The organism is Streptomyces hebeiensis (assembly GCF_052983195.1).
In genome coordinates this window covers 7,498,300-7,513,245 of sequence record NZ_CM129812.1, presented here as the reverse complement: position 1 = coordinate 7,513,245, position 14,946 = coordinate 7,498,300, and the positions used below count along the sequence as shown (strand labels likewise).

Genomic DNA, 14,946 nt, shown 5'->3' with positions numbered 1-14,946 from the left:
GAGCTGCGGGGCTTTGCCCCGCCGGCCCTGGGCTTCGCTTCGCTCTGCCCTGGGCCGGCGGGTCCGCTGCGCTCCCCCGCCTCAAGGGCCCTTCCGGCTGCGCCTCCAGGGCCCGAGGCCCGCTGACGCGGGCCTGACTGGCTACGGGGAGCGGGGGGTCGCTCGTTCGTGCCGGGTTCTAGTGTGGTGGCTGCCTCAAGTAGATGCAGCATGTATCGTTGGCGGAAATTGGGGACACCCCGCCAGTCACTCGGGATTCTCCCAACTTTCGAGAGGATGGCCAGATGGCTGGTCACCACGAATCTACCGGACCAGATCCTGCCCTGAGCAGCGATTCAATGCTCTGGGTGGCGCAGTATCAGACGGCGGGTGTGAAGGCCCGGTTGAGACCGTTCGCGCTCCTGGAGACGCAGGGCCTGCCCGCGAGCGAGGCGGGCGACCTGGTGGCCGGGGCGCAGTGCGACGTGGTGGAGCTGGACGGCATGGTGCCGGCTTCTCAAGGTGTGCTGTGTTCGCGGGCGGCTGGGACGAAGGGGTGATGGCGGTGAGTGAGGCCCCTGGGGGCATCGCGGTCCGGGACTGGCCACGGCGCGGCGGCCGGTCGGGCGGGTGGTTGAGCTGGCCGTACGTTTCGCGGACGTGAGGCAGCGTGAAGGGGCAGACCTGGTGCGGCTGGAGGGGTTCGTTCGGGAGTCCGTGCTGCTGCACACCATGGCGCGGCGCCGGGTGCTGGAGGTGCTGGGCGAGGCTGGCGGTCTGTGTGCGGCGCGGAGGGTGAACAGCGACGAGGACTGCATCCTCTGCGCGTTCGGTGTCGGGCACTACGGCCCGGACGGCCAGCCGCCCTTCAAGGACGGAAAGCCCGGCTGGCATAGGGCGGGTGCGTCGATCTGGAACGGCTCGGGTGCGGCCTCTATTCGGCACGCGGCCATCGAAGGACCACAGGAATAGGAACCGGGGAGGGCTTAGAAATGCTTTTGCTTTCGCTCAAGGAACACCAGGTCGACCAGAAATTGCGCTTTCGTGACTGGGTAGGGTTTCCTGCAAGATCCTTTATGCCTCCGGAGGGGGCACGTGCCATGGGGGTGTCCGCGACCGGGTCCGGTAAGACGATCACCACCGCTGCGTGCGCTCTGGAGTACTTCCCGGACGGCCGGATCCTCGTCATGGTGCCCACCCTGGATCTGATCGTGCAGAGTGCCCAGTCCTGGCGGCGGGTCGGGCACCGTGCGCCGATGGTCGCGGTCTGCTCGGTGGACAAGGACGAGGTCCTGGAGCAGCTCGGAGTGCGCACCACCACCAACCCGATCCAGCTCGCTCTGTGGGCCGGGAGCGGTCCGGTGGTCGTGTTCGCCACGTACGCCTCCCTGGTGGACCGCGAGGACCCCGCTGACGTCGCTGGCCGTGGGACTGTTCCTGGGCCGTTGGAGTCGGCTCTGGCGGGCGGGGAGCGGCTGTACGGGCAGCGGATGGCTCCGTTTGACCTGGCCATTCTGGACGAGGGGCACATGACCGCAGGGGATATGGGGCGGCCGTGGGCGGCGATCCATGACAACAGCCGGATCCCTGTCGACTTCCGGCTCTACCTGACCGCGACCCCTCGGATCCTCGCCGCGCCCCGGCCGCAGCGAGGCCGGGACGGGCGGGAGGTGGTGGTCGCGTCGATGGAGGACGACTCCAGCACCTACGGCACCCGAATTTTCGATCTCGGTCTGGCGGAAGCGGTGGAACGCTCGATCCTCGCGGGGTTCGAGATCGACGTGCTGGAGATCCGCAACCCGGACCCGATCCTGGGCCTGTCCGAGGACGCCCTGCGTGGCCGGCGCATGGCCCTGCTCCAGGCGGCGCTGCTGGAGCACGCGGCGCAGCAGAATCTGCACACCACCATGGTGTTCCACCAGCGGGTCGAGGAGGCGGCCGCGTTCGCCGAGCAGATGCCGCGCACAGCCGCGGAGCTGTATGCCGCTGAGGCCTCCGCGGCGGCGCTGGCCAGTGCGGAGGAGCTGCCCGCGTCGTCGATCGACGCTGAGCTGTACGAGCTGGAGGAGGGCCGTCACGTGCCTGCGGAGCGGGTGTGGGCGGACTGGCTGTGCGGGGACCATCCCATCGCGCATCGGCGTGCGGTGATCCAGCGGTTCGCCAACGGCATCGACGCCCAGAACCGGCGGGTGCACCGGGCGTTCCTGTCCTCGGTACGCGCTCTCGGGGTCGGGGTCGATATCACCGGGCTGCGCGGGGTCGAGGCTGTGTGCATCGTCGGCTCGCGCAGCTCCCAGGTCGACATCGTCCAGAACATCGGACGGGCACTGCGCCCCAACCCGGATGGCACGACCAAGACCGCGCGGATCATCATCCCCGTCTTCCTCCAGCCCGGGGAGGACCCGAAGGACATGGTCGCCTCCGCCAGCTACCAGCCCCTGGTCGACATCCTCCAAGCCCTGCGCTCACACTCGGAACGCATGGTCGACCAGCTCGCCTCCCGCGCCCTGCCCCGCGCAACCGAACGGCGGCGTATCTACGTCCGGTCTGCCTCCGCGGCCGGCCCGGAAAACGGGGACCTGTCCGAGGAGGCCCGCGAGGCGCAGCAGGAGGTCGACCGCGTCACCTCGGTCGTGGTCAACTTCGCCTCCCCCCGCGACGCCGCCGACATCGCCGCCCTGACCCGCTGCCGCGTCATCCGGCCCCAGTCCCTGGTCTGGCTCGAGGGCTACCAGGCCCTGGTCCGGTGGCGCATCGAGAACGGCATCACCGGCCTGCACGCCGTCCCCTACGACGTCGAGACCGAGGTCGGCGTCACGAAGGACTTTCCCCTGGGCCGATGGGTGCACCAGCAGCGCAAGGCGCTGCGCGCCGGCGAACTCGACCCCCACCGCAAAGAGCTCCTCGAGGACGCCGGGATGGTGTGGGAACCCGGCGATGAAGCGTGGGAGGCCAAGCTCGCCGCACTCCGCTCCTACCGGCGAGCCACCGGACACCTCGCACCCCGACAAGACGCTGTCTGGGGCGAAGGCGCGGCAATGCTGCCCATCGGACAGCACGTGGCGAACCTCCGCCGCAAGGACGGCCTCGCCAAGGACCTGCAGCGCGCGGAGACCCGGGCCGCGCAGCTCGCGGAGATCGACCCGGACTGGAACTGCCCCTGGCCGCTCGACTGGCAACGCCACTACAAGGTGCTCGCCGACCTCGCCGCCGACGAGGACGGTGGAGTACTGCCCGACATCGCCCCTGGCGTACTGATGGACGGCGATGACATCGGACGATGGCTGGAGCGCCAGAAAAATCCAGGCACCTGGAAACAGCTCTCCGAGGAGCAGCAGCAGCGGCTGTTGAAGCTAGGCCTACAGCCCGACCAGGCCCCGGCCCCCGCCCCGACGGCGAGCCGCACGGCGAAGGGGCCGAGCAAGGCGCAGCAGGCATTCCAGCGCGGACTCGCGGCCCTCACGCAGTGGGTCGAGCGGGAAGGCGTGGACCGGCCGGTCCCGCGCGGCGCGGTCGTCGAGATCGAGGTCGATGGCAAGGACGAGCCGGTGCCGGTGAAGCTTGGCGTGTGGGTCTCGAACACCAAGTCGAGGCGGGACAAGCTCACTCAGGAGCAACTCGTTGCCCTACGGGAGCTCGGTATCGCTTGGGCATGACTCTGGCACCGACCCATCGGTGCGCTAACCAGACAGCGCCGAGCCCGCAGTCCCCAAGGGAACGCCTGCAGGGACTGCGGGTTGCAGATTCGACTGGTGTCTCAGCTGCTGTCGCCACTCTGATCAGTTTCTGTGTCCGGGGCCTCTTGCCCGGCGGTCGCTTCTGGGACGAGGCGATCGGTGTCCGACAGTTTTAGCGCGCGGTGAACTCCCGAGATGGGCGGGGGATCGTTGTCCGCCACGATGATCTGCAGGTCATCGATATGCTGGAGGGCAGCGCTGAGCAGGGTGGTGTACATCTTGCGTAGCCGCTCGAGATCGATGCCTTCGTGGCCGACGTTGTTGCTGAGGCCGTCGATGATCAGGATGTTCGGGAGCGGAATGCTGTTGTCCCGCAGGGCAACAAGTTGGTGTGCGAGGACGTGCGCCACGTTGACGAGGACTTCCACTCCCTGAGAGCCGAGGTCTGAGAAGGACCGGCCGTCGACGATGGGCAGGTACGTCTTGCGACTGATGTACGTGCCTGCCGGTTCTTCGAATCGTGGAGTGTCGAAGGCGCGGAGGATCGTCTCGAAGGCTTCGTCGAGTTTCCGCAGTCGTTCTTGGACGGCAGGGTTGCTGTGCCTGGAAGCGTCGATGCTCGCGTTGAGAGATTCTTGTTCCTGCTCAAGCTCGGCGATGCGGCGTGCCTGCTTCTGGGAACGCTCGTACAACGACAGGGCTTGTTCTAGGCTGATCAAGCGTTCTTCAAGCCGGGCTTGTTCGGCGGCGGTGGCGCGGATGCGGTCGGTCTGATCGCTGACGAAGGCTGACGTGGCTCGGTCTAGCTGTGCTCCGAGGTCGTTGCGGAGACGGGTGAACCGTTCCGGGTTCGGTAGAGACTCGATTCCGTGAAAAAATCGAGTCATGGCACGTCCTTCCTCCTATCCCGTTGAGCTGCGCAAACGAGCGGTCCGTATGGTCGCCGAGGTCCGTGGTGACTATCCGAACGAGTCGGCCGCGCTGCGAGCGGTCGCCCAGAAGCTGGGCATCGGTTCGGCCGAGACCCTGCGGAACTGGGTCAGGCGCGACGAGGTCGATTCCGGGCAGCGGCCGGGGGCGTCCACGGAGGAGTCCGCTCAGATCAAGGCGATGAAGAAGGAGATCGCCGAGCTGAAGCGGGCGAACGACATCTTGAAGGCTGCGGCGTCTTTCTTCGCGTCAATGCCATCGTTGGAGACGTCGAACCAGTGACGGTGCGACACTGACGGACGCCGACGGGACTGGCTCTTTTCTTTGCTGCCCCGTCCGTTGCGGGCTTGTCGGCGATGTGCCGCCCCGTCGGCGTCCTCGTTCTTCGCGATGTGGCCTGATAGAAGCGTGCTGCTCGCCCGATTGAGGCGTGCCCCCGCGGAGAGCGACGACACCTCGTCCGACTCCCGCCGGAGGCCCTCTGTGATCGTTGTCGGTATCGATTCGCATAACTGATCGTTTCAGAATGAGTTTGGCTCACAGGCTTGGCAGTTGGGCTGGTGGACGGCAGAGTTCTGAGTGTGTCGGATGATCTTGTGCCTGATGACCTGTGGGATCGTGTCGCTCCGCTGCTCCCGCCTCGCCCGCCGCGGCGTCGGCGGTATCCAGGCCGACTGCCGGCGGATGACCGTGCGGCTCTGCGGGGGATCGTCTACGTGCTGCGCACGGGAGTGACCTGGGCGGACGTGCCGACCGAGACGATCGGCTGCAGCGGGGTGACGTGCTGGCGGCGGCTGCGGGACTGGACCGAGGCCGGCGTCTGGCCCCGCCTGCACGAGATCCTCCTCGCGGAACTCCGCAAGGCCGGACTGTTGGACATGGAGGACGCCGCGGTCGACGGCTCGCACGTCCGGGCCCTGAAAGGGGGGCTCACACCGGACCTTCACCGGTCGACCGCGGCCGCCGGGGCAGCAAGCACCATGTGATCACGGACCGACACGGAACACCCCTAGCGGTGTCGTTGACCAGCGGAAACCGTCACGACGTCACCCAGCTCATGCCCCTGCTGGACGCGATACCCCGCATCCGCGGCCTGGCGGGCAGGCCACGTCACCGACCACGGCGGCTGTTCGCCGACCGCGGCTACGACTACGACAAGTACCGGCGGCTCCTCCGCGCTCGCGGCATCACGCCGAAGATCGCCCGCAAGGGCACCGCCCACGGATCCGGCCTGGGCAGGACCAGGTGGGTCGTCGAGCGAACCTTCGCCTGGCTCCACCAGTTCAAGCGCCTCCGGATCCGCTACGAGATACGAGCCGACCTTCACCTCGGACTGCTCCAACTCGCCTGCAGCATCATCTGCTTGAGACGACTCCGAACCTCATTCTGAAACGATCAGTAAGAAGACCCACACCCTGGTCGCAGTCGACCAGGTCGGAAAGCGCCTGACGCAGTTGACCGTGGACGCGACTGCCAAGGGGCACCGGCAGGTCTGCGTCTGGCTGCGGCAGTTCGAACAAGTGATGCTCGCCATCGAGGACTGCCGGCATCTGACCCGGCGCTTCGAGGCCGACCTGCTGCTGGCGGGCCACGCGGTGGTGCGCGTGCACACCCGACTGATGGCCGGCGCGCGTCGTTCGGCCCGCGAGCGCGGCAAGTCGGATCCGATCGACGCGGAAGCGGTCGCGCGCGTCGCCCTGCGAGAGCCCGACCTGCCCAGGGCCGAGCTGGACGGCCCGACCCGCGAGGTGAAGCTGCGTTCCGACCACCGTCGCACCCTGGTCCGCCAGCGCACTGCCATCGCCAACAAGCTGCGCTGGTTCCTGCACGAGATCGACCCCGAGCTGGCTGTCCCCTCGCGCGGCCTGCGGCGGCTGTGCGTCCTTGACGCCTTGGAAGCGGACCTCGCGGCCCGCAGCGGAGTCGTGCCGGAGATCGCGTTGGATCTGGTTCAGGACTGCCGGCGTCTGTCCATACGCATCAACGCGATGGAGGCGCAGCTGCGCCATTTGGTCCGCGAACTCGCTCCCAGCCTGCTGGAGGTGCCCGGCTGCGGGGTCTTGTCTGCGGCGATGATCCTCGGAGAGACGGCCGGCGCCACCCGCTTCAAGTCCAAGGACGCCTTCGCCCGGTTCAACGGCACCGCGCCGATCCCTGTCTGGTCCTCCAACACCGTACGTGTCCGGCTCAATCGGGGCGGCAACCGCGCCATCAACAACGCCCTGCACATGGCCGCGGTCACCCAAGTCCGCCGCGGCGGGCCCGGCGCCGACTACTACGCCAAGCAACTCGCCGCAGGCACCACTGTCAAGGAAGCCCTTCGCCTGCTGCGGCGCCGCATCTCCGACCGGGTCTTTCGGGCCCTGCTGGCCGACGAGGCGGCACGCGCCTCCCACGGACCCATAACGGATCTTCCGCAGGCTGCTTGACATAGAAGCATCGCCGAACTCGACCGGCCACACACGCGCTCGTAGCGTTCATCGACGAGCACAAGGACCGCTTCGGCGGGGTCGAGCCGATCTGCCGGGTCCTCACCGACCACGACTGCAAGATCGCCCCCTCCACCTACTACGCCCACCGCAAGCGACTCCGGGCCCCGTCTGCCCGCACTGTCCGCGACGCCGAGCTGAAGTCGCTCATCCAGCAGATCTTCGAGGCCAACTACCGTGTCTACGGGGCCAGGAAGGTCTGGCGTGAGCTGCACCGTCAGGGCCACATCGTGGCCCGGTGCACGGTCGAACGCCTCATGCGCGAGCTCGGCATCACCGGTGCCGTCCGCGGGAAGAAGATCATCACCACGATCCCGGACGGCTCCGTCGAGCGGGCGCCTGACCTGGTGGACCGCAACTTCGTCGCGCCGGCCCCCAACCGGTGCTGGGTCGCGGACTTCACCCACATCAGCACGTGGTCGGGAGTGGTCTACGTCGCTTTCGTCGTGGACACCTTCTCCCGCAGGATCGTCGGCTGGTCTGCTGCCTTGTCGAAGGAGACCAGGCTCGTTCTGGACGCCCTGGACATGGCTCTGTGGCAACGCGACCGCGACGAACAGCCGTACCAGGCAGGTGAGTTGATACATCACTCCGATGCCGGGTCGCAATATACGAGTTTCCGGCTTGCCGAGCACCTGGACGCCGTCGGCATAGCGGCCTCGATCGGCTCGGTCGGCGACGCCTACGACAACGCCCTCATGGAGTCCACGATCGGCTTGTTCAAGACCGAACTGATCAAGCCCGGACGGCCCTGGCGAACCCTTTCCCAGGTCGAACTCGCCACCGCCGAGTGGATCGACTGGTACTGCCACCGCCGACTTCATGGTGAAATCGGGCACATCCCACCCGCCGAATACGAGGCCAACTACTACCGCGAAACCCTGAAACCCCAGGTCACAACCATAATCTGAAGTCTCTACCGAACCCGGAACGGTTCAGAGGCACCCATGGCCACCGAGGACCCGACGCCCAGTTACACCATGGTCGAGGATGACTGCTCCGTCCAGAACGATCTGGCGGAGCGGATCAGCCAGTTCAACTACGAGTCCGATACCGGCGTGGCGGTCATGGCCTTGTTCCCGGCCCAATGGAGCGGGAGCGCCGGCGATACCGTGACTCTCCGGGGGGACGGGAGCATCGCCCTCGACATGGACGGCACGTTCGACCTTCCGGAGTCCGGGTTCCGGGCTCTGAACATTCCGGTCCCCGAGGTGATCCAGGCGCTGAGCGCCCGCGAGGCGGCACTCGTCGGCGACGGGCCCACGATTCACTCCTTCACATCGGAGGTGCTGGGAAGGTGGAGCGGATGGAACGAGCCGGTCTCCACCGCCCTGCTCGGCGACTGGGCGGACCCTCTCTACGACCAAGGTCACCTGACCCCTGAGGCCTTGGACAAGCTGAGGTCAGAGGCCAGTGTCATCCACCGGCAACTCACCCCGGTCTGGCGCCGCAAGGTCAACCAGTCGCGGCTGCTGCTGCTCGACACCCCGCTCGGCGACGGGCTGACCCTGTACGACCTGGTCTGCGGACAGGCCGCCGTCGACCCCGGCTTCGAGGCCGGCTTCGAGGACTCGCGCCTGACCGAGATCCTGAAGGCCCTCTCCCCGGCCGAGCGAGCGGTGACTCTCGCTCTCGGCGCCCGTGGGGTCACCACCTGGGCCGAAGCGGCCATGGCCGCAGGTGCTGCGGATCCGGAGAGGCAGGGTGAGAAGGTCCGCCGGAAGGTGAAGGGGCTCGCTGGGCGCATCACCGGCAGCTCGACCGGGGCCGAGGCGGCCACGGTGAGCGGCCGATGAGCGCCCCGGCCCCTGTCGCAGCCCGCCCGGCCAGGCGCCGGGAGGTGGTGTTGCGGATCGCCCTGCCGGGCATTCCGGCCTGCACCGCGGTACTCGGCACCGGCAGCGTCGGCGCGGCCCTGGTCCACGGCGCCATCCCGGCAGCATCCCCGCTCGTGTGGCCGCTCGTGGTCCTCGCCCTCGGCACGATGGCGTACGACGTCGGGCTCCGTGCCCTGCGCCGCCGCGCCGGCTGACCACGCTGCCGCACGGCAACGAAGTCCACCCCAGGCCAAGGTGCGTGCGCCCACCCCCGCGCCTGGCACACCCTGGGCCTGGCGCTCTCGGCGCTGGGCTTGGGCCACGTTGTGCTCGGCCGGCTCCTGCTTGTGCTGAGCCTTCGTGCCCGCCGCCTCGGCGGCGGGCGCCTCGACTTCGGCGAGGCGCGGCCACGCTGCTTGTTCCCGGGCGGCGCTCTGACTCGGGGGCCCGGGGCGGCGCTGGTGGCCTCCCGGCTGCGGGCGCTGGCCGGGAGGGACCGACGCGTTGCTGGACCCGGCCATGGCCGAGCTGGTGTGGAGGGACAGCGGCGCCGGGCGGCCGCGGCCGCTGACCGCCGACGCGGCGTTCTGCCGCCGGCTGGGCGAGCGGGTGGGACGGGACTGGCTGGGGCCGCTGTCCGCGGTGGACCAGGCGAGCATCGCTCGCACCGACACGGGATGACCCTTTCGCGGAGGAGGCGGTATAGCTCGGGGCGGTACGGCTACGGCCTACCGCCCCTTTCCTTGATCCCCTTTCGGCGGCCGATGCTCCAGGCCCAGCAGAACGAGGCCACCACCCGGGCTAGCGGCACAGCCAGGCGTCTCCGTGGTCGCCGCGAAACTCGCGGCGGCCGGCCGGACGTTGATCGTCACGGCGCGAGCCCACCCCAGGGTCGACCTCTTGTTCCATCCGCGAGCCGTGAGCTCTGCAACAGATCGAGCCCCTGGGGTGCGCTGGTGTCGCGAACGGCTACTGAGATGGCGGACCGACGAGTCCTGGGATTAGGGCGCCGCGTGACCCGCATGTGCTCGTGACCTGCATAAATGACTGCATCTGGACTGCATCTGGACTGCATCTGGGAGGACAGCTTGACTGTGTTCTGCGGCATCGACTGGGCAGAGCTCCACCACGACTTCGCCCTCGTTGACGACACCGGCACACTGCTCGCCAAGGCCCGCATCAGCGATGACGCGGCCGGCTACAGCAAGCTCCTGGACCTCCTGGCCGAACACGGCGACAGCCCGGACTCTCCCATACCGGTGGCCATCGAAACCAGCCAGGGCATGCTCGTGGCCACCCCGCGCACCGGCAGCCGCAAGGTCTTCGCGATCAACCCGCTCGCTGCCTCCCGCTACCGCGACCGCCACGGCGTCAGCCGCAAGAAGTCCGACCCCGGTGATGCCCTGGTCCTGGCGAACATCCTGCGCACCGACATGCACGCCCACCGCCCCCTGCCCGCCGACAGCGAACTCGCCCAGGCCATCACCGTGCTGGCCCGCGCACAGCAGGACGCCGTCTGGAGCCGCCAACAGGTCGCCAACCAGGTCCGCTCGCTGCTGCGCGAGTACTACCCCGCCGCCCTGCACGCCTTCCAGGGCAAAGAGGGCGGCCTGACCAGGGCAGACGCCCGGATGGTCCTCGCACTCGCCCCGACCCCGGCCAGGGCGGCGAAACTCACCCTCGCCCAGCTGCGCGCCGCCCTCAAGCGCAGTGGCCGCATCCGTGCCTTCGACACCGAGGCCGCTCGCCTGCGGGACATCTTCCGCTCCGAGTACGCCCGCCAGCTCCCGGCCGTCGAGGACGCGTTCGGCAAGCAACTTCTGGCCCTCCTCAAGCAGCTGGATGCCACCTGCCAGGCCGCGGACGACCTGGCCGCAGCTGCCGAGGCTGCCTTCAAGCAGCACGCCGACAGCGAGATCCTGCTCAGCTTCCCTGGCCTCGGCCCCCTGCTCGCGGCCCGCGTCCTCGCCGAGATCGGCGACGACCGGAGCCGCTTCGCCGACGCGAGAGCGCTCAAGTCCTACGCCGGTTCCGCCCCGATCACCCGCGCTTCCGGCAAGAAACGCTTCGTCGGCCGCCGCTTCGTCAAGAACAACCGGCTCATGCACGCCGGCTTCCTCTGGGCCTTCTCAGCCCTCCAGGCCTCACCCGGAGCCAACGCCCACTACCGCCGCCGACGCGAGCACGGAGACTGGCACAACGCCGCCCAGCGTCACCTGCTCAACCGCTTCCTCGGCCAGCTCCACCACTGCCTCCAGACCCGGCAACACTTCGACGAACAACGAGCTTTCGCACCACTTCTCCCAGCTTCCGCGTAATTCAGGAGATGGGCAGAAGCTCAGTCAGTGAGCGCTTGGCGGCCCTCGTTGAGGCTGCGCCACCTGGGCGCTCAGAGTTACTCAGTGAGGGTGAGTAAGCGAAGTTCAGCGTCCAACATGCGGATCAACTCGCCAACCCGTCCGCCGTCAGCCGGCGCCGTCGGGAAGCGTTTGAGCACGTCAACCACGACCGGTGTTGCACGACGCACCGTCCGTTCAAGGTGTTCAGCACCGACGCTCCGGTCTGTTGGCGACTCGTGAAAACTGACCCCTGAGCGACTCCTGAAAATTGACCCCTCCTGATCCTTGGAGGGTGCTGAAAGTGGAGGACTGGGCAGAGATACGTCGGCTGCACCGAGCGGAGGGTGTGCCGATCAAGGAGATCGCACGGCGGTTGGGGGTGGCCCGGAACACGGTGCGGGCCGCGTTGGCCTCGGACCGGCCCCCGAAGTACGAACGGGCCCCGCGGGCGTCGGTGGCCGATGTTTTCGAGCCGCAGATTCGGGCCTTGCTGAACGAGTGGCCCCGAATGCCGGGGCCGGTGATCGCCGAGCGGATCGGCTGGCCGTACTCGATGACACCGCTGAAGAAGCGGCTGGCCAGGATCCGGCCGGAGTATGTGGGCATCGATCCGGTCGACCTGACCTACGAGCCCGGCGAGGTCGCCCAGTGCGATCTGTGGTTCCCCGAGACGAAGGTCCAGGTCGGCGCCGGACAGGAGAGAATCCTGCCGGTGCTGGTGATGACGCTGGGCTTCTCCCGGTTCATGACCGCGACGGGACCTGTCCCCGAGTGGTGGACACCTCTGAGCCCGGCCCCGGTAGGGGCCGGGTAGGAGGCATCTTTTATGGTGATGAAGGTCTACTCGCCCGAGTTCAAGGCGGACGCCGTCGCGCTGTACCTGTCGGACCCGGGCCACACCTTCGAGGGCGTCGGCAAGGACCTGGGGATCAGCCGGGAGACGCTGCGCAACTGGGTACGGACCGAACGGGCCCGACACGGCGGGGGCAGCACGACGAGTACGAGCACGGAGAAGAACACGGTGGATTCCCCGCCGACGGCCGAAGAGCTTCAGGCCGAGAACGAGGCCCTGCGCCGTGAGCTGGCGACGGTGCGCAAGGAGAACCAGAAACTGGCCACCGAGCGTGACATCCTACGCAAGGCCACGAAGTTTTTCGCACAAGAGATGACCTGGTGACCAACCGCTTCCAGTTCGTCGAGGACCACCACCGCGCCTGGGGCGTGAAGCGGTTGTGTCACGTGCTGGAGGTCGCCCGCTCCAGCTTCTACAAATGGCGGGCCGGCCGTCAGGCCCGCGCCGCGCGCGAGCGGGCGGACGCCGCGCTCGCCGAGCGGATCAGGGCCGTGCACGCCGAATGGGACGGCACCTACGGTCGCCCGCGGATCACCGCCGAGCTGCGCGACCAGGGCGAGCACGTGAACCACAAGCGTGTCGGACGGGTCATGCGCAAGTACGGCATCGCCGGGCTGCGGCTGCGCAAGCGCCAGGTCACCACCGTGCCCGAACCGTCCGCGACGCCGGTGCCGGACCTCTTCCGGCGCGACTTCACCGCCACCGCCCCGAACACCAAGTACGTCGGCGACATCACGTACTTGCCGGTGGGCGACGGCCAGTTCCTGTATCTGGCGACGGTGATCGACTGCTTCTCGCGCCGCCTGGTGGGCTGGTCGATCGCCGACCACATGCGCACCTCGCTGGTCGCCGACGCGCTCCAGGCAGCCGCCGCGACCCGCGGCAGCCTGGCCGGAGCCGTCTTCCACAGCGATCACGGAGTGCAATACACCTCCCGCCAATTCGGCGATGTATGCGCTGAGTTGGGGGTGCGACAGTCCATGGGTGCGGTCGGCACGAGCGCGGACAATGCGCTCGCCGAGAGCTTCAACGCGGCCCTCAAACGCGAGACGCTCCGCGGCGCCCGCCGCTTCGACGGGGCCCGCGCCTGCCGCCTGGCCGTCTTCCGCTGGACCACCCGCTACAACACCCGCCGACGACACTCAGCGAACGGACAGCAGGCACCGATCGCCTACGAGCAACGGTCAGCTACCCTGACACTCGCCGCATAACAACACGAACAGGTGTCCACTCCTCCGGGACAAGGCCCGACGATGATCCCGTCCCGGCAGGCCGGCGATATCCTGGCGGGGATGTGGTCGCTGATCGATGGCATCGGCCGGGTCACCAAGACACTCGTCTGGGACCGAGAGTCCGCGATCGGCGGCACCGGGAAAGTCACCGCTCCGGCGGCGGCGTTCGCCGGCACCCTGGCCACCAGGATCAAGCTCGCGCCGCCCCGCGACCCCGAATACAAAGGCATCGTCGAACGCGCCAACCAGTACCTGGAGACGTCGTTCCTGCCCGGCCGGGGGTTCGCCTCCCCGGCGGACTTCAACCAGCAGCTGGCCGAGTGGCTGGTGAAGGCCAACGCCCGCACCGTCCGCTCGATCCAGGGCCGGCCCGTCGACCTGCTGCGGACCGACTATCTGGCGATGGTCCCGCTGCCACCGGTCCGCCCGCCGGTCGGGCTCACTGCCCGTGTCCGGCTCGGCCGTGACTACTACGTCCGCATCGACACGGTCGACTACTCCGTCGACCCGCAGGCCATCGGCCGCTTCGTCGACGTGACCGCTTCCCCGCAGGAGGTCGCGGTGCTCTGCGACGGCCAGATCGTCGCACTTCATCAGCGGTCCTGGGCGAAACAGGCCGTGATCACCGACCCCGTCCACGCCGCCACCGCGGCCCGGATGCGCCAGGCCCTGGCCATCGACCGCGAACAACGCCAGGCGGCGACCCGCCACCACAGCGACGGACATGGCGTCGCTCTGCGGGCTCTGCCCGACTACGACGCCCTGTTCGGCGTCGACTTCGACCCCGCGAGCACGAAAGCGAGCAACGAATGACGACCACCGCGGCGACGAAGGACGGCCTGCCGTCCATGATCGCCTACCTCACCCGGGTCCTGAAGACCCCGACCATCGGCGCATTCTGGGAAGAGCTGGCCGCCCAGGCCCGCGATGAGAACTGGTCCCACGAGGAGTATCTGGCGGCCCTGCTGCAGCGGCAGGTCGCCGACCGGGAGTCCAAGGGCACCGTGATGAGGATCCGCACCGCCCACTTCCCGCAGGTCAAGACCCTGGAGGACTTCAACCTCGACCATCTGCCCTCACTCCGCCGCGACGTGCTGGCCCATCTGGCCACCGGGACGTTCGTCGCAAAGGCGGAGAACGTGATCCTCCTCGGACCGCCCGGGCTCGGCAAGACGCACCTCGCGATCGGGCTCGGGGTCAAGGCCGCCCACGCCGGCCACTCCGTCCTGTTCGACACCGCGAGCAACTGGATCACCCGCCTCGCCGCCGCCCACCAGGCCGGCCGTCTCGAGGCCGGGCTGAAGAAGATCCGCCGCTACAAACTGATCATCGTGGACGAGGTCGGATACATCCCGTTCGACCAGGACGCGGCCAACCTGTTCTTCCAGCTGATCGCCTCCCGCTACGAGCAGGGCTCCGTGATGGTGACCTCGAACCTGCCCTTCGGACGCTGGGGAGAGACCTTCTCCGACGACGTCGTCGCCGCCGCCATGATCGACCGCCTGGTCCACCACGCCGAGGTCCTTACCCTCACCGGCGACTCCTACCGCACCCGCCAACGACGCGAACTCCTCGCCAAGGAAAACCGAGCCCACCGCGACTGAACCGACCCCAGGGGGTCAATTTTCAG

Annotated in this window: 12 protein-coding genes and 4 pseudogenes; 15 read left to right on the top strand and 1 reads right to left on the bottom strand. The window is 68.3% G+C overall.

Going from position 1 to position 14,946, the window contains the following annotated elements:
• Positions 1–347 precede the first annotated feature (347 nt).
• The 3 genes from ACU6P3_RS32310 (at position 348) to ACU6P3_RS32300 (ending at position 3,635) form a co-directional block, all read left to right on the top strand.
• Entirely contained in the window at positions 348–539 is a 192-nt protein-coding gene (locus tag ACU6P3_RS32310) for a hypothetical protein (protein WP_447195317.1), read from the top strand.
• A gap of 100 nt (positions 540–639) precedes the next feature.
• Entirely contained in the window at positions 640–951 is a 312-nt protein-coding gene (locus ACU6P3_RS32305; RefSeq protein WP_447195316.1) for a hypothetical protein, read from the top strand.
• A 20-nt stretch (positions 952–971) separates the two neighbouring features.
• Positions 972–3,635 (top strand): helicase associated domain-containing protein, encoded by a 2,664-nt coding sequence (locus ACU6P3_RS32300; RefSeq protein ID WP_447195315.1) that lies wholly within the window; start codon positions 972–974, stop codon positions 3,633–3,635.
• A gap of 101 nt (positions 3,636–3,736) precedes the next feature.
• Here the strand turns inward: ACU6P3_RS32300 and ACU6P3_RS32295 are convergent, their stop codons facing one another.
• Positions 3,737–4,543, bottom strand: coding sequence for a hypothetical protein (locus ACU6P3_RS32295; RefSeq protein ID WP_447195314.1), 807 nt, complete (start codon positions 4,541–4,543; stop codon positions 3,737–3,739).
• On the opposite strand from ACU6P3_RS32295, the pseudogene ACU6P3_RS32290 reads away from it, so the two are divergent.
• From ACU6P3_RS32290 to istB, 12 genes and pseudogenes are all read left to right on the top strand, one after another.
• Positions 4,542–4,829: pseudogene (locus ACU6P3_RS32290) on the top strand (transposase); the annotation flags it as partial. The gene ACU6P3_RS32295 and the pseudogene ACU6P3_RS32290 overlap by 2 nt on opposite strands.
• A 338-nt stretch (positions 4,830–5,167) precedes the next feature.
• Positions 5,168–5,976 (top strand): IS5 family transposase gene (locus tag ACU6P3_RS32285; protein WP_447195313.1). Its coding sequence is split into 2 segments (ribosomal slippage): positions 5,168–5,507 and positions 5,507–5,976, totalling 810 coding nucleotides; the frame shifts between segments, so codons are not numbered across the junction.
• Between the two features lie 4 nt (positions 5,977–5,980).
• Positions 5,981–7,015 carry an IS110 family RNA-guided transposase gene (locus ACU6P3_RS32280; RefSeq protein WP_447198154.1) on the top strand — a complete coding sequence of 345 codons (1,035 nt, stop codon included), beginning with the start codon at positions 5,981–5,983 and terminating at the stop codon, positions 7,013–7,015.
• Positions 7,016–7,059: 44 nt separating this feature from the next.
• Positions 7,060–7,986, top strand: a pseudogene (locus ACU6P3_RS32275) (IS3 family transposase); the annotation flags it as partial.
• Positions 7,987–8,022: 36 nt separating this feature from the next.
• Entirely contained in the window at positions 8,023–8,871 is an 849-nt protein-coding gene (locus tag ACU6P3_RS32270) for a hypothetical protein (RefSeq protein WP_447195312.1), read from the top strand.
• Positions 8,868–9,107 (top strand): hypothetical protein, encoded by a 240-nt coding sequence (locus tag ACU6P3_RS32265; RefSeq protein WP_447195311.1) that lies wholly within the window; start codon positions 8,868–8,870, stop codon positions 9,105–9,107. Before ACU6P3_RS32270 ends, ACU6P3_RS32265 begins: the two co-directional genes overlap by 4 nt.
• A 304-nt stretch (positions 9,108–9,411) precedes the next feature.
• Positions 9,412–9,573: a hypothetical protein gene (locus ACU6P3_RS32260; RefSeq protein ID WP_447195310.1), complete on the top strand. Its 162-nt coding sequence runs from the start codon at positions 9,412–9,414 to the stop codon at positions 9,571–9,573.
• A gap of 392 nt (positions 9,574–9,965) precedes the next feature.
• Positions 9,966–11,210, top strand: coding sequence for an IS110 family RNA-guided transposase (locus ACU6P3_RS32255; protein ID WP_447198153.1), 1,245 nt, complete (start codon positions 9,966–9,968; stop codon positions 11,208–11,210).
• 313 nt (positions 11,211–11,523) lie between these two features.
• A pseudogene (locus ACU6P3_RS32250) lies at positions 11,524–11,823 on the top strand (helix-turn-helix domain-containing protein); the annotation flags it as partial.
• 234 nt (positions 11,824–12,057) lie between these two features.
• Positions 12,058–13,295 (top strand): IS3 family transposase gene (locus ACU6P3_RS32245; protein ID WP_447195309.1). Its coding sequence is split into 2 segments (ribosomal slippage): positions 12,058–12,387 and positions 12,390–13,295, totalling 1,236 coding nucleotides; the frame shifts between segments, so codons are not numbered across the junction.
• Positions 13,296–13,334: 39 nt separating this feature from the next.
• Positions 13,335–14,129 (top strand): annotated as a pseudogene (locus ACU6P3_RS32240) (Mu transposase domain-containing protein); the annotation flags it as partial.
• Positions 14,126–14,920, top strand: a complete 795-nt coding sequence (istB, locus tag ACU6P3_RS32235; protein WP_447195308.1) for an IS21-like element helper ATPase IstB — start codon at positions 14,126–14,128, stop codon at positions 14,918–14,920. The pseudogene ACU6P3_RS32240 and the gene istB, both read left to right, overlap by 4 nt.
• Positions 14,921–14,946: the final 26 nt, after the last annotated feature.